Source organism: Duganella sp. Dugasp56, assembly GCF_047304105.1.
Taxonomy (GTDB): domain Bacteria; phylum Pseudomonadota; class Gammaproteobacteria; order Burkholderiales; family Burkholderiaceae_D; genus Rugamonas; species Rugamonas hordei.
The window spans coordinates 1-19,666 of the sequence record NZ_JBGLYQ010000047.1; the positions used below are offsets into that span (position 1 = coordinate 1).

The 19,666-nt window shown below is 66.4% G+C and carries 22 protein-coding genes; 15 read left to right on the top strand and 7 right to left on the bottom strand.

Annotated features, from left to right (window positions below; translation table 11 throughout):
- Window positions 1-75: 75 nt before the first annotated feature.
- From ACCD07_RS26270 to ACCD07_RS26280, 3 genes are all read right to left on the bottom strand, one after another.
- Window positions 76-486, bottom strand: a complete 411-nt coding sequence (locus ACCD07_RS26270; RefSeq protein ID WP_176655900.1) for a hypothetical protein — start codon at window positions 484-486, stop codon at window positions 76-78.
- A 23-nt stretch (window positions 487-509) separates the two neighbouring features.
- Window positions 510-2,090, bottom strand: a complete 1,581-nt coding sequence (locus ACCD07_RS26275; protein ID WP_413449029.1) for a methyl-accepting chemotaxis protein — start codon at window positions 2,088-2,090, stop codon at window positions 510-512.
- 110 nt (window positions 2,091-2,200) lie between these two features.
- A complete protein-coding gene (locus ACCD07_RS26280) occupies window positions 2,201-2,800 on the bottom strand; it encodes an NADPH-dependent F420 reductase (protein ID WP_413449030.1) in 600 nt (199 codons plus the stop codon).
- A gap of 111 nt (window positions 2,801-2,911) precedes the next feature.
- On the opposite strand from ACCD07_RS26280, the gene ACCD07_RS26285 reads away from it, so the two are divergent.
- Window positions 2,912-3,835 (top strand): LysR family transcriptional regulator, encoded by a 924-nt coding sequence (locus ACCD07_RS26285; RefSeq protein ID WP_353405183.1) that lies wholly within the window; start codon window positions 2,912-2,914, stop codon window positions 3,833-3,835.
- A gap of 1 nt (window position 3,836) precedes the next feature.
- Here the strand turns inward: ACCD07_RS26285 and ACCD07_RS26290 are convergent, their stop codons facing one another.
- Complete coding sequence (locus ACCD07_RS26290; RefSeq protein WP_413449031.1) at window positions 3,837-4,451, bottom strand: OmpW/AlkL family protein; 615 nt, start codon at window positions 4,449-4,451, stop codon at window positions 3,837-3,839.
- Window positions 4,452-4,626: 175 nt separating this feature from the next.
- Here ACCD07_RS26290 and ACCD07_RS26295 point away from each other — a divergent pair, with 175 nt between their 5' ends.
- The 11 genes from ACCD07_RS26295 to ACCD07_RS26345 all read left to right on the top strand — a co-directional run bounded on the left by ACCD07_RS26295 (window position 4,627) and on the right by ACCD07_RS26345 (window position 12,847).
- Window positions 4,627-4,893: a hypothetical protein gene (locus tag ACCD07_RS26295; protein ID WP_176655895.1), complete on the top strand. Its 267-nt coding sequence runs from the start codon at window positions 4,627-4,629 to the stop codon at window positions 4,891-4,893.
- A gap of 44 nt (window positions 4,894-4,937) precedes the next feature.
- A complete protein-coding gene (locus ACCD07_RS26300) occupies window positions 4,938-5,768 on the top strand; it encodes a DUF692 domain-containing protein (RefSeq protein ID WP_413449032.1) in 831 nt (276 codons plus the stop codon).
- Window positions 5,765-6,520 (top strand): DUF2063 domain-containing protein, encoded by a 756-nt coding sequence (locus ACCD07_RS26305; RefSeq protein ID WP_413449033.1) that lies wholly within the window; start codon window positions 5,765-5,767, stop codon window positions 6,518-6,520. Before ACCD07_RS26300 ends, ACCD07_RS26305 begins: the two co-directional genes overlap by 4 nt.
- Before the next feature lie 91 nt (window positions 6,521-6,611).
- Window positions 6,612-7,115 carry a (2Fe-2S)-binding protein gene (locus ACCD07_RS26310; protein WP_176655892.1) on the top strand — a complete coding sequence of 168 codons (504 nt, stop codon included), beginning with the start codon at window positions 6,612-6,614 and terminating at the stop codon, window positions 7,113-7,115.
- Window positions 7,112-9,310 (top strand): molybdopterin cofactor-binding domain-containing protein, encoded by a 2,199-nt coding sequence (locus ACCD07_RS26315; RefSeq protein WP_176655891.1) that lies wholly within the window; start codon window positions 7,112-7,114, stop codon window positions 9,308-9,310. The genes ACCD07_RS26310 and ACCD07_RS26315 overlap by 4 nt, the downstream gene beginning before the upstream one ends.
- A 14-nt stretch (window positions 9,311-9,324) precedes the next feature.
- Entirely contained in the window at window positions 9,325-9,729 is a 405-nt protein-coding gene (gene soxX / locus ACCD07_RS26320; protein ID WP_413449034.1) for a sulfur oxidation c-type cytochrome SoxX, read from the top strand.
- Window positions 9,726-10,175 carry a SoxY-related AACIE arm protein gene (locus ACCD07_RS26325; RefSeq protein WP_413449035.1) on the top strand — a complete coding sequence of 150 codons (450 nt, stop codon included), beginning with the start codon at window positions 9,726-9,728 and terminating at the stop codon, window positions 10,173-10,175. The genes soxX and ACCD07_RS26325 overlap by 4 nt, the downstream gene beginning before the upstream one ends.
- Window positions 10,175-10,501 (top strand): thiosulfate oxidation carrier complex protein SoxZ, encoded by a 327-nt coding sequence (gene soxZ / locus ACCD07_RS26330; protein WP_413449036.1) that lies wholly within the window; start codon window positions 10,175-10,177, stop codon window positions 10,499-10,501. Before ACCD07_RS26325 ends, soxZ begins: the two co-directional genes overlap by 1 nt.
- Window positions 10,498-11,253 carry a sulfur oxidation c-type cytochrome SoxA gene (gene soxA / locus ACCD07_RS26335; RefSeq protein WP_176655887.1) on the top strand — a complete coding sequence of 252 codons (756 nt, stop codon included), beginning with the start codon at window positions 10,498-10,500 and terminating at the stop codon, window positions 11,251-11,253. Before soxZ ends, soxA begins: the two co-directional genes overlap by 4 nt.
- Window positions 11,254-11,265: 12 nt before the next feature.
- A complete protein-coding gene (locus ACCD07_RS26340) occupies window positions 11,266-11,580 on the top strand; it encodes a c-type cytochrome (RefSeq protein WP_413449037.1) in 315 nt (104 codons plus the stop codon).
- 10 nt (window positions 11,581-11,590) lie between these two features.
- Window positions 11,591-12,847, top strand: coding sequence for an FCSD flavin-binding domain-containing protein (locus ACCD07_RS26345; RefSeq protein WP_413449038.1), 1,257 nt, complete (start codon window positions 11,591-11,593; stop codon window positions 12,845-12,847).
- A gap of 1 nt (window position 12,848) precedes the next feature.
- On the opposite strand, the gene ACCD07_RS26350 is transcribed toward ACCD07_RS26345, so the two are convergent.
- Window positions 12,849-14,378 (bottom strand): efflux transporter outer membrane subunit, encoded by a 1,530-nt coding sequence (locus ACCD07_RS26350; RefSeq protein ID WP_413449039.1) that lies wholly within the window; start codon window positions 14,376-14,378, stop codon window positions 12,849-12,851.
- Between the two features lie 97 nt (window positions 14,379-14,475).
- Here ACCD07_RS26350 and ACCD07_RS26355 point away from each other — a divergent pair, with 97 nt between their 5' ends.
- From ACCD07_RS26355 to ACCD07_RS26365, 3 genes are read left to right on the top strand one after another with little or no spacing between them, the layout of a single operon-like run.
- Window positions 14,476-14,988, top strand: a complete 513-nt coding sequence (locus ACCD07_RS26355) for a winged helix-turn-helix transcriptional regulator (protein ID WP_413449040.1) — start codon at window positions 14,476-14,478, stop codon at window positions 14,986-14,988.
- Between the two features lie 28 nt (window positions 14,989-15,016).
- Window positions 15,017-16,108: an HlyD family secretion protein gene (locus ACCD07_RS26360; RefSeq protein WP_413449041.1), complete on the top strand. Its 1,092-nt coding sequence runs from the start codon at window positions 15,017-15,019 to the stop codon at window positions 16,106-16,108.
- Window positions 16,105-17,712, top strand: a complete 1,608-nt coding sequence (locus tag ACCD07_RS26365; protein WP_413449042.1) for a DHA2 family efflux MFS transporter permease subunit — start codon at window positions 16,105-16,107, stop codon at window positions 17,710-17,712. The genes ACCD07_RS26360 and ACCD07_RS26365 overlap by 4 nt, the downstream gene beginning before the upstream one ends.
- Here the strand turns inward: ACCD07_RS26365 and ACCD07_RS26370 are convergent.
- Window positions 17,695-18,903 carry a DUF2252 domain-containing protein gene (locus ACCD07_RS26370; protein WP_413449043.1) on the bottom strand — a complete coding sequence of 403 codons (1,209 nt, stop codon included), beginning with the start codon at window positions 18,901-18,903 and terminating at the stop codon, window positions 17,695-17,697. The genes ACCD07_RS26365 and ACCD07_RS26370 overlap by 18 nt on opposite strands.
- A gap of 9 nt (window positions 18,904-18,912) precedes the next feature.
- Window positions 18,913-19,650, bottom strand: a complete 738-nt coding sequence (locus ACCD07_RS26375; RefSeq protein WP_413449044.1) for a substrate-binding periplasmic protein — start codon at window positions 19,648-19,650, stop codon at window positions 18,913-18,915.
- Between the last annotated feature and the right edge of the window lie 16 nt (window positions 19,651-19,666).

The following is a 19,666-nucleotide window of genomic DNA, read 5'->3' on the forward strand; positions in this document are numbered from 1 at the left end:
ACATTTGGACACGAGCTCTGCCGTAACGGCCGTTACGGCAGAGCTCGTGTCCAAATGTCGGATCTGACCCCGGGTTTATTTGACGGGTTCGAGGACGGCGGCTTCGAAGACCAGCTTGCCGCCGTCGGCGCGGAATACGCCGATCAGCTCGCCGCCGTCGCCCTTCACGTCCGGATATTGCGTGCAGGTTTGTGTTTCGACCTGCCACATCTGCTTGCCGGCGCGTAGCGTCCACACGTTGTCGCCGCCGGACAGCAGCTCGATCTCCACCTCGTCGGCCGGCATCTCGTCGAGCTGGATGCGGCGCAGGCAGTCCGGCAGCCGCTGCATGATCAGCTCGACGCTGCTGGCGCTGCTCCAGAAATGCTTCTGCGAGCGGTGGATGGTCAACGCGTGATTGCCGCTGCTGTCCGCATAGTACGACGCCGAATCGTCGACGCAGGCGGTCAGCATCAATGAGGTCAGGACAATCAGGATCTTGCGCATGGGCCGGCTTCCGTTGGTGTGTGCTATCGAGTATGCAACATTATAGCGGTCCCCGGCGCCGTCCCGGTTTTGAAGAAGCCCACCACCGCCGCCAGCGCCGCCGCCTGCTCCTGCATGCTTTGCGATGCCGCAGCCGCCTGTTCCACCAGCGCCGCGTTCTGCTGTGTCACTTCGTCCATCTGCGTGATGGCCATGTTGATCTGCTCGATGCCGATGGTCTGCTCGTTGCTGGCAGAGGTGATCTCGCCCATGATGTCGGTCACGCGCCGGATGCTGTCGACGATGTCGCCCATCGTCTGCCCGGCTTCGTTGACCAGCCGCGAGCCGTCGTCGACGTTGGCCACCGAGGCCGAGATCAGTTCCTTGATCTCCTTGGCCGCCGCCGCCGAACGCTGCGCCAGGTTGCGCACCTCGGACGCCACCACCGCGAAACCGCGTCCCTGCTCGCCCGCGCGCGCCGCCTCCACCGCCGCGTTCAGCGCCAGGATGTTGGTCTGGAAGGCGATGCCGTCGATGACCGCGATGATGTCGACGATCTTGCGCGACGAGCTGTTGATGCTGCCCATGGTGTCGACCACCTGGGCCACGATGGCGCCGCCCTTGGTCGCCACTTCCGACGCGCTGCGCGCCAGCGTGTTGGCCTGGCGCGCGTTGTCGGCGTTCTGCTTGACGGTGCTGGTCAGCTCCTCCATCGACGATGCGGTTTCCTCCAGCGAGCTGGCCTGGCCCTCGGTGCGCGCCGACAGATCCATATTGCCGGCGGCGATTTCATTCGAGGCGGTGGCGATGGTGTCGGTGCCTTGCCTCACCTGGCCGACCACCTTCAGCAGGCTGTCGTTCATCGACTTGAGGGCGCCGAGCAGGCGGCCTGTTTCGTCGGTCGCATGCACGTCGATGCGCGTCGACAGGTCGCCGCCGGCCACCGTCTCGGCCAGGTCCACCGCCGCGTTCAGCGGCACCGTGATCGAGCGCGTGATGAACCACGCCACGCCGCCGCCCAGCGCCAGTGCCAGCGCGCCGAGGCCGATCTGCACCATCTGCGCGGTGCGCAGCACCGACTCGACTTCGTCGCTGGCCTGCCTGGCCTGCGCGGTTTCATAGACCAGGATATCGTCCAGCGCCTTCAGCACGCCGCGCAGGCTGGGTGCGGCGGTCTGTGTCAAATAGGACGTGGCGTCCTGGATCTCGCCGTCCTTGCGCAGTTCGATGACCTTGTTGTTCTTGGCGGCGCCTTCCTTCAGCAGGCCGTCCAGCGTCGCCAGCATGGCTTTTTCCTTGTCGTCGATGGCGCGCCCGGTGAGGATCTTCTTGGCCTCGCCATACTTCTTGCGCGACTCGGCGATTTTTTCCACCTCGGCGTTCACTTCCGGCGTGCTCGGTACGACCACGATATTGGTCACCGACAGCGTGATGTTGCGCACGTTGTCGACCATGTGATTAACGGCCTCCATCTTGACGTTCTTGTCGTCGACGATGTCGCGCGTGCGGCTGCCGATGCGGGTCATCGAGCTGAGTCCCAGCACGATCACGGCCACCAGCAGCACCAGCACGATGGCGAAGCCGAAGCCGAGGCGGGTTCCGATTTTGACGTGGTCGAATGACATGGCGGCTATCCTTCACTAAGAAGCGAAAACGGGCACTCAGGGAACTTGATTGTTCCTCAAATTGCCCGCGCATGTCACCTTAATGCTGGGAATGTCGCCATGGAGCAACGTTAGGCGTAGCGCACCAGGTTCAGCACCGGCAGCGGACCGCCGGGGAATTGCGCCAGGCGTCCGCCGCCATCGAGCGTGCCGAGATCGATGCCGGCAAAGCCGAGTTTCTCGATCAGCTGGCCGACGGTGTGCTTGGCATCGGCGTCGTCGCCCGAGTAGAACAGCACGCGGCGGCCGCCTTCCGCTTGCGGATCCGCGGCCAACAGCGCCGCGACCAGATGGTTGAAGGCCTTGACCACGCGCGCACCGGGCAGCAGTTCCGCCACCACGGCGCTGGAGGCGCGTCCGCGCAGGTCGACGGCCTTGAACGACGGCGCCTCGATGGCGTTGTTGGCGTCGATGACGATGCGGCCGTTCCAGGCCGGCAGCTCGCGCACGGCGTCCGCGACGCGGCTCCACTGCACGGCGATGAATATCACGTCGGCCTTGGCGGCTTCCTCGACGGTGACGGCCTTGATCTGCGGGCCCAGTTCCGCGGTCAGCGCGGCCAGCGATTCCGGGCCGCGGCTGTTGGCGATGGAGGCGGCGATGCCGGCGCGGGACAGTTGGCGTGCGATGGCGGTGCCGATGGCGCCCGCGCCGATGATGGCGATGTTCATATTAGCTCCTTGATGTGAGGGTTGGTATGAATCCAGTATGGCCATGCCGGCCTGATAGCGGTAGTATCAGGTATTTAGTATCACTTTCAATCAAACGTTGAAATGTAACGCATGGAAACCCTGTCCAATCTGGAATCCTTCGTCCGCAGCGCGGAATCGGCCAGTTTCTCGGCGGCCGCCCGGCGGCTGGGGCTGACGCCGGCCGCCGTCAGCCGCAACGTGGCGCAGCTGGAGCGCAACCTCGGCGTGCGCCTGTTCCAGCGCAGCACGCGCGGCCTGAAACTGACCGAGGCCGGCGAGCGCTTCCTGCAGTCGGTCGGCGCGGGGCTGGACAGCATCCAGGGCGCCATCGCCGAAGTGACGGCCAAGGCGGGCGAACCGGCCGGCGTGCTGAAACTGAGCGTGGCGCCGCGTTTCGGCCGCGAACAGATACTGCCGCTGATGCCGGCCTTCATGGCGCGCTATCCGGGTGTGACGCCGGACCTGAGTTTCGACAACCGCCCCGTCGATCTGATCGCCGGCGGTTTCGACGCGGCCATCGGCGGTGGCTTCGAGCTGACGCCGGGCGTGGTGGCGCGCGAGCTGGCGCCGGCACATGTGATACTGGTGGCGTCGCCGTCCTATCTGGAGGGGCGCGAACTGCCCGCCACGCCGGCCGGCCTGGCTTCGCTCGATGCGATTGCGATGCGCTCGCCGCACAGCGGCCGCGTGAAGGTACGCATGCTGCGCAACCGTCACGGCGAGGAGATGGCGGCGCAGCTGAAGCCGCGCGTGTTCATCAACGATCCCGATGCGATCTGCGGCGCGGCCTTGCTGGGGATGGGCGTGGCGCCGCTGGTGGTGGCGGACGTGGCGCAGCACCTGGAGAGCGGCGCCTTGCAGCGCGTGCTGCCGGACTGGTATGAGGACATGGGCCCGATCGCGCTCTACTTCACGAGCCAGAAACTGCTGCCCGCTAAAACGCGGGCCTTCGTGGATTTCCTGACCGAGGCGTTGCGCCAGCAAGGACTGGCCCAACGCTACTCGGCTATCTGACTCAGAAGCGGTAGCCGACGCCGACGCCGACCATCAGCGGATCGACCTTGACGCGGCTGGCCTTGGCGCCGCTGATGAAGACGTCGCTGCGGATCTGCACTTTCTTCACGTCGAAGTTGAGCGACCATTTCTTATCGATGGCGTAGTCAACGCCCGCCTGCAGCGCGAGGCCGAAGCTGTCATGTTCCAGGCCGCCCTTGCCGCCGAGGAGATCGACCTTGGACATCGTGGTGTAGTTCACGCCCGCGCCGACGTACGGTTTGACCGGTGCATCGAGCACGAAGTGATACTGCAGCAGCAGCGTGGGTGGCAGGTGCTTGAAGCTGCCGATTTTCGCGCCGTCCAGCGACACGTCGTGCTTTTGCGGATAGGTCAGCACCAGCTCCGCCGCCAGGTTGGGCGTGAAGAAGTAGGACACGTCGAATTCCGGAATCGTCTTGCTGCTCACGCTGAGGCGGTCGGAGGCGCCGGTGCCGCCGACCGGATCGGATTTGTCGGCGGGGTCCAGGTGCACTGCGCGCACGCGCACCAGCCACGGGGTTTCTTCCGCCATCGCTGCGCTGCCTGCGACCAGGCTCAGGGTGGTCAACACTGCTGCTGCTAAAGACTTGCTCATTTCACTTCCTCTTTTGTCGTCGTTAAGTAACGAGACCAAGTCTATTGACGCGGCGCAGTAAAAACTTTGATCCAAGTCAAAATTGAAAAAATATTTTGTGGCGTGTGTAAGTAATGCGGACATGGCGGCGACAGAGGCATGCAGCACCAACCCAACTTACTTTTTGGAGAACCACATGAACAACATCACCCGTTTCGCAGCAATGGCAGCCACCGTCGCAACCATGGCCATGTCGGCATCGGCGATCGCCGCCACGTCGACCGTCAGCGCCGACGACACCGTGCACTGCGCCGGCATCAACAGCTGCAAGGGCCAGAGCGATTGCGCCACCGCCGAAAACGCATGCAAGGGCCAGAACTCCTGCAAGGGCCACGGCTTCCTCGCCACCAAGGCCGGCGCCTGCTTCGCCAAGAAGGGCAAGATCGTCGACCTGGACAAGTAATTTCAATAGCGCCGGCCCGGCCGGCGCTGATCCGCTGATCATCCATGAACACTACACTGTCATCGCCGGGCTTCGGCCTCGGGCTGCGCCCCGCGCACTACCAGGAAATCATCGACGCGCCGTCCGGCGGGCATGACATCGACTGGTTCGAGATCCTGTCCGAGAACTACATGGTCCCCGGCGGCAAGCCGCTGGCCATGCTGGACCGCATCCGCTGGGACTATCCGATGGCGATGCATGGCGTGTCGATGTCCATCGGTACGCCGCAAGGTCCGTCGCACGACTATCTGCGCGAGCTGAAGAAGCTGATGCAGCGCGTGCAGCCGCTGTGGGTGTCCGACCATCTGTGCTGGACCGGCACGCACGGCACCAATATGCACGACCTGTTCCCGTTGCCTTACACCGAGGAAGCCGTGGCCACCGTGGTGCGCAACGTGAAGCGCGTGCAGGATTACCTGGAGCGCCCGCTGCTGCTGGAGAACGTGTCCAGCTATCTGTCCTTTGAGTCGGACACTTTCCAAGAATGGGATTTCGTCGCCGCCGTGGCCGAGGAATCGGACAGCCTGATACTGCTGGACGTGAACAACGTCTACGTCAGCAGCGTCAATCACGGTTTCGATCCGCTGGTTTACCTGGATGCGCTGCCCAGGCATCGCATCCAGCAGATCCACCTCGCCGGCCACAGCGTGCAGGAAGGCTGCATCATCGACACGCACGACCGTGAGGTATCCGATCCGGTGTGGGCGCTGTATGCGGAAGCCTTGCGCCGCTTCGGCCCCGTCGCGACGATGATAGAACGCGACGACAATATCCCGCCGCTGGCCGAGTTGACGGCCGAACTGCGGCGCGCACGCGCTTTCGCGGAGGCGGCATGAGCGCATTGCAGCGGCTGCAGGGCGACTTCCAGGACTACATCCTGGCCGACGAGGCGACCGGCGCCATCCACGCCGCCGTGCGCGAGCAGTACGGCCTGAAGGCCGATGCCCGGCTGGCCATCTATCACCGCGCCTACCGCAGCCGCCTGAAACAGGCGCTGTGCGAGGCGTACGACAAGACCTGGACCTTCGTCGGCGACGACATGTTCGCGGACCTGGCCGATAGCTACATCGCCGCGCATCCTTCGCGCCACCCCAACCTGCGCTGGTTCGGCGGCGAGTTTGCCGCACACACGGCGGCGCGGCTGGAGGAATATCCCTTCATCGCCGAACTGGCGAGCCTTGAGTGGGCCTTGAGCCTGGCCTTCGACGCCGAGGATGCCCTGCCGCTGGGGACCGCCGAGATGAGCGCGGTGGCGCCGGAGGCGTGGGGCGCGCTGCAATTCAGGCTGCTTCCGTCGGTGCACCTGCTGGATCTGCGCTGGAACGCCGTCGCCCTGTGGCAGGCGCTGGGCGCGGGCGACGAACCGCCGGAGGCCGCGGAATCCGGCGCCGTGATGCACTGGCTGATATGGCGCCAGGGTGAGCAGCCGCATTTTCGTTCCCTGTCCGCGCTGGAGGCGGATGCGCTGCGCCTTATCGCCGTCGGCGCCACGTTCGGCGAGGTGTGCGAGGCGGCCGGCGAAGAGGCTATGCTGGCGCTGGCCGGCCATCTTCAGCACTGGCTGGCGCAGGGGATTTTGGCGAAATAAGGCAGAAACAATCTCCGTAATGCAAAGTTTTGGTAGCGGGTGTAGTATCACCAGCGGTCTATTCCCGGCAACCGAAATTCAGGAGATCTGCATGGCTAAGTTGAACGTCAATGGCGTCGTACGAGAATATGAGGCGGAGGACGATACTCCGCTGTTGTGGGTCATCCGCGAGCAGCTAGGCCTGACCGGCACCAAGTTCGGTTGCGGCATGGCGCAATGCGGCGCCTGCACTGTGCACATCGACGGCCAGCCCACTCGCAGCTGCGTCTATCCGGCGGCCGCCGTCACGGCCAACCAGAAAATCACCACCATCGAAGGCCTGTCCAAGGACGGCTCGCATCCGATCCAGAAAGCGTGGGCCGCGCTGGACGTGCCGCAGTGCGGTTTCTGCCAGTCCGGCATGATCATGGCCGCCGCGGCCCTGATCCGCGACAAGCCCAAATGTACCGACGCCGACATCGACGCGGCCATGACCAACATCTGCCGCTGCGGCACCTACAACCGCGTGCGCAAGGCGATCCATGTGGCGGTGCGCGGCGGCGATCCGGCCACGGCCGGCCTGAATATCCAGCGTATCGAAGGGAGCAAGGCATGAGCGCCGTGACTGTTTCGGCCTCGCGCCGTGGATTCCTGAAAGGTGCGGCCGCCGGCCTGGTGGTCGCCTTCCATATTCCGTTTGACGCGCTGGCGCAGACCATGGTGCCCGGCGTCGCTCCGGGGGCGTCGGCCGCCACGCCCGAGGTCAACGCCTGGGTGGTGGTCAAACCGGACGACACCATCCTGATCCGCATCGCCCGCTCGGAAATGGGCCAGGGCACGCTGACCGGCCTTGCGCAGCTGGTGGCCGAGGAACTCGACGCCGACTGGAGCAAGGTCACCACCGAATATCCGTCGCCGGGCCAGAACCTGGCGCGCAAGCGCGTGTGGGGCAGCTTCTCCACCGGCGGCAGCCGCGGCATCCGCGAGTCGCACGAGTATGTGCGCAAGGGCGGCGCCATCGCCCGTACCATGCTGGTGCAGGCCGCCGCCGATGCGTGGCAGGTGCCCGCGTCCGAATGCAGCGCCGCCGCCAGCGTGATCACGCACGGCCAGAGCGGCCGCACCGTCAGCTACGGCAAGGTGGCCGAAGCGGCGGCCAAGCTGACCGCGCCGGCCGACGTCGTGCTGAAGGATCCCAAGACCTGGAAGCTGGCAGGCAAGCGCCTGGCGCGGCTCGACACGGTCGCCAAGACCACCGGCGCGCAGATCTACGGCATGGACCTGAAGATGCCGGGCATGCTGAACGCGGCCATCAAGGATTGTCCGGTCTTCGGCGGCACGGTGAAGAGCTTCGACGCCTCGGCCATCGAGAAGCGTCCGGGCGTGAAGAAAGTGCTCAAGGTCGGCGACAGCGCGGTGGCGGTGGTGGCCGATACCTGGTGGCGCGCCAAGTCCGCGCTGGATGCGCTGCCGATCGAATGGGACAAGGGCCCGAACGCCAAGCTGTCGAGCAAGGATGTCGCGGCCACGCTGAAGGCCGCGCTGGATGCGCCGGAAGCGGTGGTCGGCAATTCGAACGGCGATGCCAAGGCGGCCATCGCCTCGTCGGTGCGCAAGATCGAGGCGGTGTATTCCTTCCCATGGCTGAACCACGCGACCATGGAAACCATGAACGCGACCGTGGTGTGGACACCGGAGCGCTGCGAAGTCTGGACGCCGACCCAGAACGGCGAAGCCGCGCTGGCGGCGACGGCCGAAGCGGCCGGCCTCCCGCCCGCCAAGTGCGACGTCTACAAGATGCATCTGGGCGGTGGTTTCGGCCGCCGTGGCGCCACGCACGACTGGGTGACGCAGGCGGTGAAGATCGCCAAGGAGATGCCGGGCACGCCGGTCAAGCTGATCTGGACCCGCGAAGAGGATATGCTGCACGGTAAATACCATCCGATCACGCAGTGCAAGCTGACGGCGGGCCTGGATGCCAAGGGCAACGTGACCGGCCTGCATATGCGCATCGCCGGCCAGTCCATCCTCGCCTCGCTGGGGCAGACGCTCAAGGACGGCAAGGATCCGGTGGTGTTCCAGGGGCTGAACGCGCCGGGGCCGGAAGCGTCGATAGGCTACAGCTTCCCGAACCTGCTGGTGGACCATGCGATGCGCAATCCGCCGGTGCCGGCCGGCTTCTGGCGCGGCGTGAACCTGAACCAGAACACGATCTACCTCGAATGCTTCATGGACGAACTGGCCCACGCGACCAAGCAGGATCCGCTGGCCTTCCGCCGCAAGCTGATGGCTGACCACCCGAAGCACCTGGCCGTACTGAACGCCGTGGCGGAAAAGGCCGGCTGGGGCACGCCGCCGAAGAAGGGCGTGTTCCGTGGGCTGGCCCAGACCATGGGCTTCGGCAGCTACGTGGCCGCCTGCGCCGAAGTGTCGGTGGACAGCAAGACCGGCAAGGTGAAGATACTGCGCATCGTCGCGGCGACCGATCCAGGGTATGCCGTCAATCCGCAGCAGATCGAGGCGCAGATCGAAGGTTCCTTTGTCTACGGGTTGTCCGCCGCGCTGTATGGCGAGTGCACCTTGAAGGACGGCCAGATGGAACAGCAGAACTTCGACACCTACCAGGTGCTCAAGCTGGACGAGATGCCGAAGGTGGAGTCCATCGTCATGCCGTCGGGCGGGTTCTGGGGCGGTGTCGGCGAGCCGACGATTGCGGTGGCCGCGCCGGCGGTGCTGAACGCGATCTTCGCCGCCACCGGCAAGCGCGTGCGCGACCTGCCGCTGAAGAACCACAGCCTGAAGAAGGCATAGCGATGCGGGGCGGGATGACAGGTCTGTTCGCACTGGCCATCCTGCTCAGCTGCGCTCGGGCCGGCGCGGCGCCGCTGACGGAACAACCCGGCGACGCGGCACGCGGCCGCGCCATCGTCGCCAACCGGCAGGTGGGGCTTTGCCTGCTGTGCCATACCGGGCCGATACCCGAGGAGCGTTTTCAAGGGAATCTGGCGCCGGACCTGCGGGGCGCCGGCGGACGCTGGAGCGCCGAACAGCTAAGGGCGCGCATCGTCGATGCCAGCCAGTTCAATCCGGTGACGATCATGCCTTCCTATTACAAGACCGATGGACTTAACCGCGTCGCCGCCGGCTACCAGGGCAAGACCATACTGGACGCGCAGCAGATCGAGGACGTGGTGGCGTGGCTGCAAACACTGAAGGAGGGCGGGCAATGAAGCGTCGCGATGTGCTGGCGGCAGGCGCAGGGCTGGCGATGCTGGCGCTGGTGCGCCCCGTTGCGGCCACGCCGGCCGACATGGCCGCCGCCGTCGCCGCCTTCACCGGTGGTGTGGCGCCGCGCGAGGGCAAGGTCCGGTTCGATATCGCGCAGTTGATCGACAACGGCAACGCGGTGCCGGTCACAGTGGCGGTAGAGAGCGCGATGACTGCGGCCGACCATGTCGCAGCCATCGCCATCTTCAATGAAAAGAATCCGCAGACCGACGTGGCGGCGTTCACATTGGGGCCGCGCGCTGGCAAGGCCGAAGTATCGACGCGTATCCGGCTGGCGACATCGCAGCGGCTGATCGCCGTCGCGCGCATGAACGATGGCAGCTGCTGGTCAAAATCGGTGGACGTGATCGTCACGCTGGCGGCCTGCATCGAGGGCGAGGCTCCCTGATGGCGCGCGCCCTGATTCATATGCCGGCGACGGCGAAGCGCGGCGAGATGATCGAGATACGCGCCTTGATCGCGCACGTCATGGAAACCGGCTACCGGCCCGGTGCGGATGGCAAGGTGGTCCCTCGCGACATTATCCGCAAGTTCGTTTGCCGCTACAACGGCGAGCAGGTATTCGGCGCCGAGCTGCACCAGGCGGTGTCCGCCAATCCGTATATCGGGTTCTTCACCGTCGCGACGGAAAGCGGCACACTGGAGTTCACGTGGGAAGGCGACAACGGCTTTGCGCAGACAGAGAAGATGAATCTGACGGTGAGCGCGGCATGAGAGTCCTTGCCGCGCTGCTGCTGATTTTCTGCATCCCGGCCACTGCCGACGATGCGCGGCGCTCCGGCAGCGAATTCATGAGCGCATCCACGCAAGCCATGCAGCGCGACGATACACTCAATCCCGGCATGCTGTGGGTGAGCGGCGGCGAGGCGCAGTGGAACGCCGCCGCCGGCAAGAGCGGCAAGTCCTGCGCCAGTTGTCATGGTGATGCGCGCACGAGCATGCGTGGCGTGGCGGCGCGCTTTCCCGCGTTCGACGGCGCCAGCAAGATGGCGGTCAACCTGAGCCAGCGCATCAACATCTGCCGCGAACGCAAGCAGCAGGCGCCGGCTTTGCGGCTTGAGAGCGAGGAGTTGCTTGGACTGGAGGCTTATGTGGCGATGCAGTCGCGCGGCCTGCCGGTGGCGCCGCCGCAGGATACGGGAACCAAGGCGGCCGCAGCGCGCGGCAAGGAGCTTTACTTCCAGCGTGTGGGCCAATTGAATTTATCGTGCGCGCAATGCCATGACCAGCAGTGGGGCAAGCGACTGGCCGGCAGCACGATACCGCAAGCGCATGCGGCGGCGTATCCGATCTACCGGCTGGAGTGGCAGGCGATGGGATCGTTGCAGCGAAGGCTGCGCAATTGCCTGAGCGGCGTGCGCGCCGAGATACCGCCGCTGGGGGCGCAGGAACTGGTTCAACTGGAAGCCTGGCTGGCGGTGCGCGACCAGGGTATGCCGATGGAATCGCCGGCAGTTCGGCCATAACAGGAGATAGCGATGTTTTCGAAATCCATACTCATCGCCGCGTTGCTGTTCGCGGCAAGCGCGGAAAACGCGGCGCATGCCGATGGCGCGGCGATTTCCTCCGGTGCGCGGCTTGCCGCGACATGCGCAGCCTGCCACGGCACCAACGGCGCCACCAAAGGCGAAACGCTGCCGCCGATCGCCGGCCAGCCGAAGGAGGCGCTGGCCGCCACGCTGCGCGCCTTCAAGTCCGGCTCCCGGCAGTCGACCATCATGACCCAGATCGCCAAGGGCTATACCGACGAACAGATCGAACTGCTGGCGGCCTATTTTGCCGCCCGCAAGTAAGGAGGTTGCGATGAAACGACGTCAATTCATACAGGCCGCCGGAGCAAGCGCGGTGCTGGCCGGCTGCGCCTCCATCGGCGGCGTGGCGAAACCGCAGGTGGTGGTGGTCGGCGGCGGCTACGGCGGCGCCACCGCCGCGCGCTACGTGCGCATGTGGAGCGAGGGGGCCATCGACGTCACGCTGGTCGAGCCCAACGCCAGCTTTATCTCCTGCCCGCTGTCGAACCTCGTGCTGGGCGGGTCGAAGCAGATCGCCGACCTGACCATGTCCTACGATCGCATGCAGGGCATACGCGTGCTGCGCGACACGGTGACGTCGATCGACACCACCAAACGCACGCTGGCGCTGGCCGACGGCGCCACACTGTCCTATGACCGACTGATCGTGTCGCCCGGCGTGGACTTCATGTGGGACCAACTGCCCGGCATGCTCAAACCCGGTGCGCAGGATGCGGTGCTGCATGCGTGGAAGGCGGGCGCCCAGACCGTGGCCCTGCGCGCGCAGCTGGAGGCTATGCCGGACGGCGGCGTGTATGCAATGACGATTCCGCCCGCGCCTTACCGTTGTCCGCCGGGGCCGTACGAACGCGCATCGCAGATCGCTTTCTACTTCAGCCGCGCCAAGCCGAAATCGAAGGTGCTGATCCTCGACGCCAACGACGACGTGGTCTCCAAGGGACCGCTGTTCAAGAAGGTATGGAAGGAGCGCTACGGCGGCATCATCGAATACCGGCCGTCGTTCCGGGCGACGGACGTGGATGCATCGTCGCGCACCGTGGTCTCGGAACTGGGCGACAAGGTGCAGGCCAATGTGCTGAATGTGATTCCGCCGCAGCGCGCCGGCGTCATCGCCGTGCAGACCGGGCTGGCGAATGCCAACGGGCGCTGGTGCTCGGTCGATTTCCTCACTTTCGAATCGACGCAGGTGAAGAACATTCACGTGCTGGGCGACGCGATCCAGGTATCGCCGCTGATGCCGAAGTCCGCGCACATGGCCAACCAGCATGCCAAGGTGTGCGCGGCCGCCGTGGTGGACCTGCTGGCCGGTCGCGCGCCGGACGCCCATCCGATGCTGACCAACACCTGCTACAGCTTCGTCTCCGACAAGGACGTGATCCACGTCGCCTCGGTGCACGCCTACGATGCGGAGAAAAAAACGCTGCTGGTGGTGTCCGGCTCCGGCGGCGTGTCGGCGGGACCCAGCGCGCTCGAAGGCGAGTACGCGATGAACTGGGCCCGCAACATCTGGACCGACACGCTGGGATAAATTACCAGCCGCCGCCTGCCGCGCGGAAGGTGGCGACAGCCGCGCGCGCGTTGTCGGCATTGACGCGCGCCATCTGGTCGCGCGAGGCCAGCAACTGGCGCTGCTCTTCCAGCACTTCATACAGGCTGACGGCCCCTCCCTGCCACGCCTGTTCGGAGGCGTCGCGGGCGCGGGTGTGGGCGTCCACTTCCTCGCTCAGTTCGTGGTGCTGCAGTTCCAGCTGGGTCAGCGTGACGACGGCGTTCTCCACGTCTTCCGCCGCGCGCAGCACGGCTTTGCGGTAGGCTGCCAGCGCCTCGGCGTTGGCGCCTTTGGCGCGGGCGACGTCGGCGTCGATACGGCCGAAATCGAACAGTCGCCAGCGCAGGCCGGCCGCCACCTGCGGCTGCAGCGAGGCGGCGCTCAACAGGCCTGAAGATCCGAGGCTGGTCACGCCCAATAGCGCCGACAAGGACAGCTTGGGGTAGTACTCCGCCATCGCCGCGCCGATCTGCGCGTTCGACGCGGCCAGCCGGCGTTCGGCGGCGATGATGTCCGGCCGGCGGCGCAGCAGGTCCGCCGGGCCTTGCGACAGTTCGATGGCGGGCACGCCGGTTTCAGCCAGTCCGCCAGGCGCTGCGTCGCGACTGGCAGTCACGCCGACGCCGACCGCTTGGCCCGTCGGCGGCGCCAGTTCGGCGGCGTAGGTGCCGGGCGCGGCGCCCATCAGCACGTCGAGCCGGTTCAGCTGCACATCCAGTTCGATGCGCAGCGGCGGCACTGTGGCGCGGGCTTGCGACACCAGCGCCTCGGCCTGCGCCGTTTCGCGGCTGGACGCCAGGCCGTCCGCCACCCGCAGCCGCACCAGTTCCAGCAGCCTGGCGTTGGTGGCGATCTGCTCCTGCGCCAGCGCGATGCGGCGCTGTGCACCGCGCACGCGGAAGTAGGCGTCGGCCGCTTCCGCCGTCACCGATACCCGCACGCCGAGACGGTCCGCCTCCGCCGCCTGCGCCTCGGCGCTGGCGCCCTGCGCGCCGCGCTTCAAACCGCCCGCCACGTCCAGCTCCCAGCTGGCGCCGATTCCGGCGTTGTACAGCGACTGCTCGCGGTTGTAGCCGGGCGTTGCGCTGGCCAGCCGGCCCTCGGGACTATTCAGCGATTGCCGCTGATGCGCGATTCCGGCCGACAGCGCCCCCTCCGGCAGCAGCCGAGCATCGGCCAGCCGCGACGCGGCGCGCGCCTGGTCGACCCGCGCCATGGCCGCCGCCAGGTCCAGGTTCTGCTCCAGCACCCGTGTGACGATGCGCTGCAGGGCCGGGTCGTTGAAGCCGTTCCACCAGGTGTCCAGCGCCGGCGCCGGCAGCGCCGTCTTGCGCTCGGCCAGAGCGCCCGAGGTATGAAAACTGGCCGCCAGCGGCGCGTCCGGACGCTGGTATTCCGGCCCTGTCGCGCAGCCGGCCAGCGTCAACAATGCCAGCAGGCTGGCCGCGACCACCGCTGAAACCCGCATTCCTGCTGGCTTTGCGGCCGGCGCCTTGAGTTCGTTATTCATTTTGCACCTCTTTTGAAAGTTACTTGCAAGTTCGTATGAAGGAGTATATGCTCGTTTCATTGTGATCGCAATTAATAATTTTTGAGGGAGTAATTCCATGCTAAAGACCGATTTGAGCGCCATGGCGTGCCCGATCGCCCGCAGCCTCGACAAGGTGGGCGAGTGGTGGAGCATCCTGATCCTGCGCGAATGTTCTTATGGCGAGACCCGCTTCGACGCCTTCCAGAAAAACCTCGGCATCTCGCCGAACATGCTGGCCCGCCGCCTGAACGACCTGGTGGATGCCGGCTTGCTGGAGCGCCGCCGCTATTCCGAGCGCCCGCCGCGCGACGAGTATGTGCTGACCGAAGCGGGATGCGATTTCCGCCCGGTGCTGCTGGCGTTGCTCGCCTGGGGCAACAAGCACTTCGCGCCGGAGGGCAAGATGATCGTGCTGCGGGACCGTATCAGCGGCGAGGAAGTGCAGCCGACGCTGATGGACCCGGCGACCGGCGCCGTGATCGACCGCGCGCGCCATGCCGTCGCCGCCGGACCTGCCGCGCCGGAATCGACCCGCCTTCGTATGCAGCGCATGGCGGAGCGCCGCGCCGCCGCCGAAGCCGCCGCCTGACCCCTTCATTCAATCCACGGAGCACATCATGACCACCACCACCGCCACCGCCGTTCCGGCACAGGTAATTCCTCTTCCCAGCCGCAAGCGCATCATCGTGCGCGCCGTGCTGGCCGCCATCGCGCTGGGCGCCATCGGCTTCGGCTATCACTGGTGGACCGAAGCGCGGTTTTTACAGGACACCGACGATGCCTACGTCGGCGGCAACGTCACCGTGGTCGCGCCCAAGGTGGCCGGCTATATCGCCAAGCTGGAAGTGACGGACAACCAGCATGTGCATGCAGGCGACGTGCTGGCCCGCCTCGACGACCGCGACTACCGTGCCGCGTTGGCCAAGGCCGAAGGCGCGGTCGCCGCCGCGCAGGCGACGCTGGCCAATCTCGACGCCACGCGCCAGCTGCAGGAAGCGGTGATCGGCCAGGCGCGCGCCGGCCTGGCAGCCAGCGGGGCCGAGACAGCCCGCGCGCGCGACGACCAGACGCGCTATAAAAACCTGTCCGCCAAGGCCGCCGTGTCGCTGCAAAGTTCGCAGAGGGCCGACGCCGAATACAAGCAGGCGCTGGCCGGCGACCAGAAGGCGCAGGCGCAGCTGACGGCGGCGCAGCGTGAGCTGGACGTGATCGGCACGCGCAAGCTGCAGGCGCATGCCGCGCTGGAGCAGGCCGTGGCAGAGCGCGATATCGCCCGGCTCAACCTGGAATATACGGTGCTGCGCGCGCCCATCGACGGCGTGATCGGCAACCGCCGCGCGCGCAGCGGCGCCTATGCCACGGTAGGCAACCAGCTGCTGTCGATCGTGCCGTCCAGCGGCTTGTGGGTGGATGCCAACTTCAAGGAAAACCAGCTGGCCAAATTCAAGCCGGGGCAGCGCGCGGACATCGTGGCCGACGTGATGCCGGGCCATGTGTTCCATGGCACCGTGGCCAGCCTGGCGCCGGCCACGGGCGCGCAGTTCAGCATCCTGCCGCCGGAAAACGCGACCGGCAACTTCACCAAGATCGTCCAGCGCGTGCCGGTGCGGATCGTGCTCGATGAGCGCGACGCGGCGGTGGCTTTGCTGCGCCCCGGCCTGTCCGTGGCGGCGGAGATCGACGTGCGCGGCGAGGGCGGGAAACCATGAACACCGCCGCTTCCACCACCGTTGCAGCCGCCGCCCCGGCACCGTGGACACCGCCGCAGCTGACGATGTCGCAGAAGGTGCTGGCCTTCGCCACCATGTGCGTCGGCATGTTCATCGCGCTGCTGGATATCCAGATCGTCTCGGCCTCGCTCAAGGATATCGGCGGCGGCATTTCGGCCGGCGCCGACGAAACCGTGTGGGTGCAGACCAGCTACCTGATCGCCGAGATCATCGTCATCCCGATGTCCGGCTGGCTGTCGCGGGTGGTGTCGACGCGCTGGCTGTTCGCCGGCTCGGCCGCCGGCTTCACCATCGCCAGCATGCTGTGCGGCGTGGCCTGGAACATCGAAAGCATGATCGCCTTCCGCGCGCTGCAGGGCTTCATCGGCGGCTCGATGATACCGATGGTGTTCACTTCCGCGTTCTACTTCTTCGCCGGCAAGCAGCGCGTGATCGCCGCCGCCACCGTGGGCGCGCTGGCCTCGCTGGCGCCGACGCTGGGACCTACCGTCGGCGGCTGGATCACCGACAACTTCAACTGGCACTGGCTGTTCTTCATCAATCTGGTGCCGGGCATCTTCGTCGCCGTCGTGGTGCCGATACTGGTCAAGATCGACCGTCCCAACCTGTCGCTGATACGCGATGCGGATTATTTCGGCATCGTGCTGATGTCGCTGTTCCTCGGCTGCCTGGAATACACGCTGGAGGAAGGCCCGCGCCTGGGCTGGTTCGGCGACCACGTGATCCTGACCACGGCGTGGGTGGCCGGGCTGGCGGGCATAGGCTTCGTCTGGCGCAGCATGGTGTACGAGCATCCCATCGTCGACCTGCGCGCGCTGAAGGACCGCAACTTCGCGCTGGGCTGCTTCTTTTCCTTCGTCACCGGTATCGGCATCTTCGCCACCATTTACCTGACGCCGCTGTTCCTCGGCCGGGTGCGCGGCTTCAGCGCGCTGGAGATCGGACTGGCGGTGTTTTCCACCGGCGTGTTCCAGATCATGTCGATTCCGTTCTACTCCTACCTGGCCAACCGCGTCGACCTGCGCTGGCTGATGATGGTCGGGCTGGCGATGTTTGCGCTGTCGATGTGGAACTTCGCGCCGATCACGCACGACTGGGGCGCGCAACAGCTGCTGCTGCCGCAAGCCCTGCGCGGCATGGGCCAGCAGTTCGCCGTGGCGCCGACCGTGACGCTGACCCTGGGCGGGCTGGCGCCGGAGCGCCTGAAGCTGGCCTCCGGCCTGTTCAACCTGATGCGCAACCTGGGCGGCGCGATCGGCATCGCGGCCTGCGCCACCATCATCAACGACCGCACCAATATGCACTTCCTGCGCCTGGCCGAGCATCTGAACAGCGGCAACGAGGCGATGGCGCAGATGCTGTCCGGCGCCGGCGGCAACCTGCTGGCATGGGGGCTGGATGCAGGCAGCGCGCAGGCCGGCGCGTTGAAGCAGCTATGGTCGCTGACGATACGCGAGGCGCAGACGCAAACCTTCAGCGACGTGTTCCTGTGCGTGATGGCCTGCTTTGTCGTGGCGACGGCGATGGTGCCGCTGATGCGCAAGGTGGCGCCGCCGAAGGCGCCGTCAGCCGACGCTCACTGATTCCAGCCACGGCCTGCAGGCCTGCCACTGCTGCTGCGTGAGCGTGGACATGGCGGCGGAGGCGTCCAGCATGGACTGGACCCAGTCGTCGCGCCGGCCGTAGGCGATCAGGTTGTCGGCGTTGGCGGCGCCGTCGCGGCCGGAGGCGCGCAGCTGGTCCCAGGCCAGGTTGCAGCCCATGGTGGCGATCACGTCTTCCAGGCGGCCCGGCTTCCTGCCGTCCAGATCCACGCGGTCTTCCGACGGCTGCAGGCCGCGCAGCGTGCAGGAGCGGCCGTCCATCGACACCGCGTGCAGGAAGGCGTGATCGACCGCCTGCATGCGCTTCTGCACCGTGACCACGCGGGTGGCCTGGTCCGGCCAGATGGGCTGTCTGAAGTGCATGGCGGCCAGGTGCGGCGCCAGCACCGACGGCTTGCATTCCTTGATGTCCAGCAGGTAGTTGCCGCCGGGAGAACCTTTCCCCTCCACCAGCACGACAAAGCGCATCAGCCCCAGGCTGCCGGTGCCGGCGATGCGGCGCGCGGCGTCGAGCATGGTGTAGAAGCCGGCATCGTCCTGTGTCGCGGCGAAGTCGCGCATGAAGGACTCGATCTTTTCGCGCTGGCCCGGCAATAGCGGCAGCGCCTTGGCGCCGTCCAGCTTCAGGCTGCGGCGCTGGCCTTTGCGCTCGGTGCGCTTGTCGAGGAAGTCGGCGCGCTTGCGCGTTTGCAGCTCGCACAGCAGCGTATTGATCAGGCCTGTGCTGGTTTCCCGTTCGACCCAGCGCGGCTTGCCCTCGGCCAGCGCGGCGCGGTAGGCGTCGGTGCACCGGCGCGACAGCGCCACCGCGTCGCCGGCCGCTATCTTCATGGTCTTGGCGCCGCACTGGATGCTGGCCAGCAGCCGCACCAGGTCCCAGCTGGCGGGCGCCAGCGCGCCTTCGTCGAAATCGTTGATGTCGAAATAGACCTGGCGGTTGTCGCCCTTGTAGCTGCCGAAGTTTTCCACGTGCAGGTCGCCGCAGCTCCACGCCAGCGGCGCCTTGCGGAACAGGGCGTCGTCCGGCAGCACGTCGTAGAACAGGTGGTCGGCGCCGCGCAGGAACAGGAAGGCGTCTTGCGCCATCTTGCGGTACTTCATCGCCAGCAGCTCTGGATCGCGGCCGGCGTTGTGGGCTTGCAGGGCGGTGATCAGTGCGTTTGCCGGCATGGCGGCCTCCTATCGGTAACGGGCCAGGATCTGGTCTATGCTGCCGTCCTTGAGCATGGCGTCGATGACGCGGTTCGCTTCGGCGAACGGCACCTGCGATTTGCGCGAGAACGCGCACTGCGCCTTGAACGAGGAGAACACCAGCTCCGGCCGCACCTTCAGCCCGGGATGGATGCGCTGCTGGTACAGCAGCGTGGTCTCGCCCACCATCGTGTACTGTGCCTTACCTTCGACCATGCGCTGGACGTTGAGTTCCATGCTGGCCGAGTCGGTGCGGGCGAAACGCTTGCCCAGCACCCGTTCGACGCGCGGATAGCGGTAACCGGCCACGGTGCCGATGGGTTTGTCCTTCAGATCCTTGAGGGAGCGCAGCGGCGGCGCGTCGACGAGGCCGACCACCATCTCGTTGTCGGGCAGCAGCGGCGTGCTCCAGTCGTAGTCGCCGTCGATCCAGAACGGCAGCACGTAGCACATGGCGTCGGCCCGGCCGCCGGCGAGCGCCGGCGTCACGCTCGGCACGTCGACGCTGATGTAGACGGCGCGCCGGCCCAGCCGCTGCGCCAGCGCGTCGCCGAGGTCCTTGATGATGCCGCCGGCCAGCGCGCCGTTCTGGAAGCGGACGATGGGCATGGTCTGGTCCAGCGGCGCCAGCATCACCAGCTCGCCCGGCGCGGCATGCGCCGCCGGCGTCAGGGCCGCGAGCAGCAGGAACAGGCGCAGGAACGGGCGTAGGGCAGGTTTCGGCACGGCGGCTTCCGGGGGA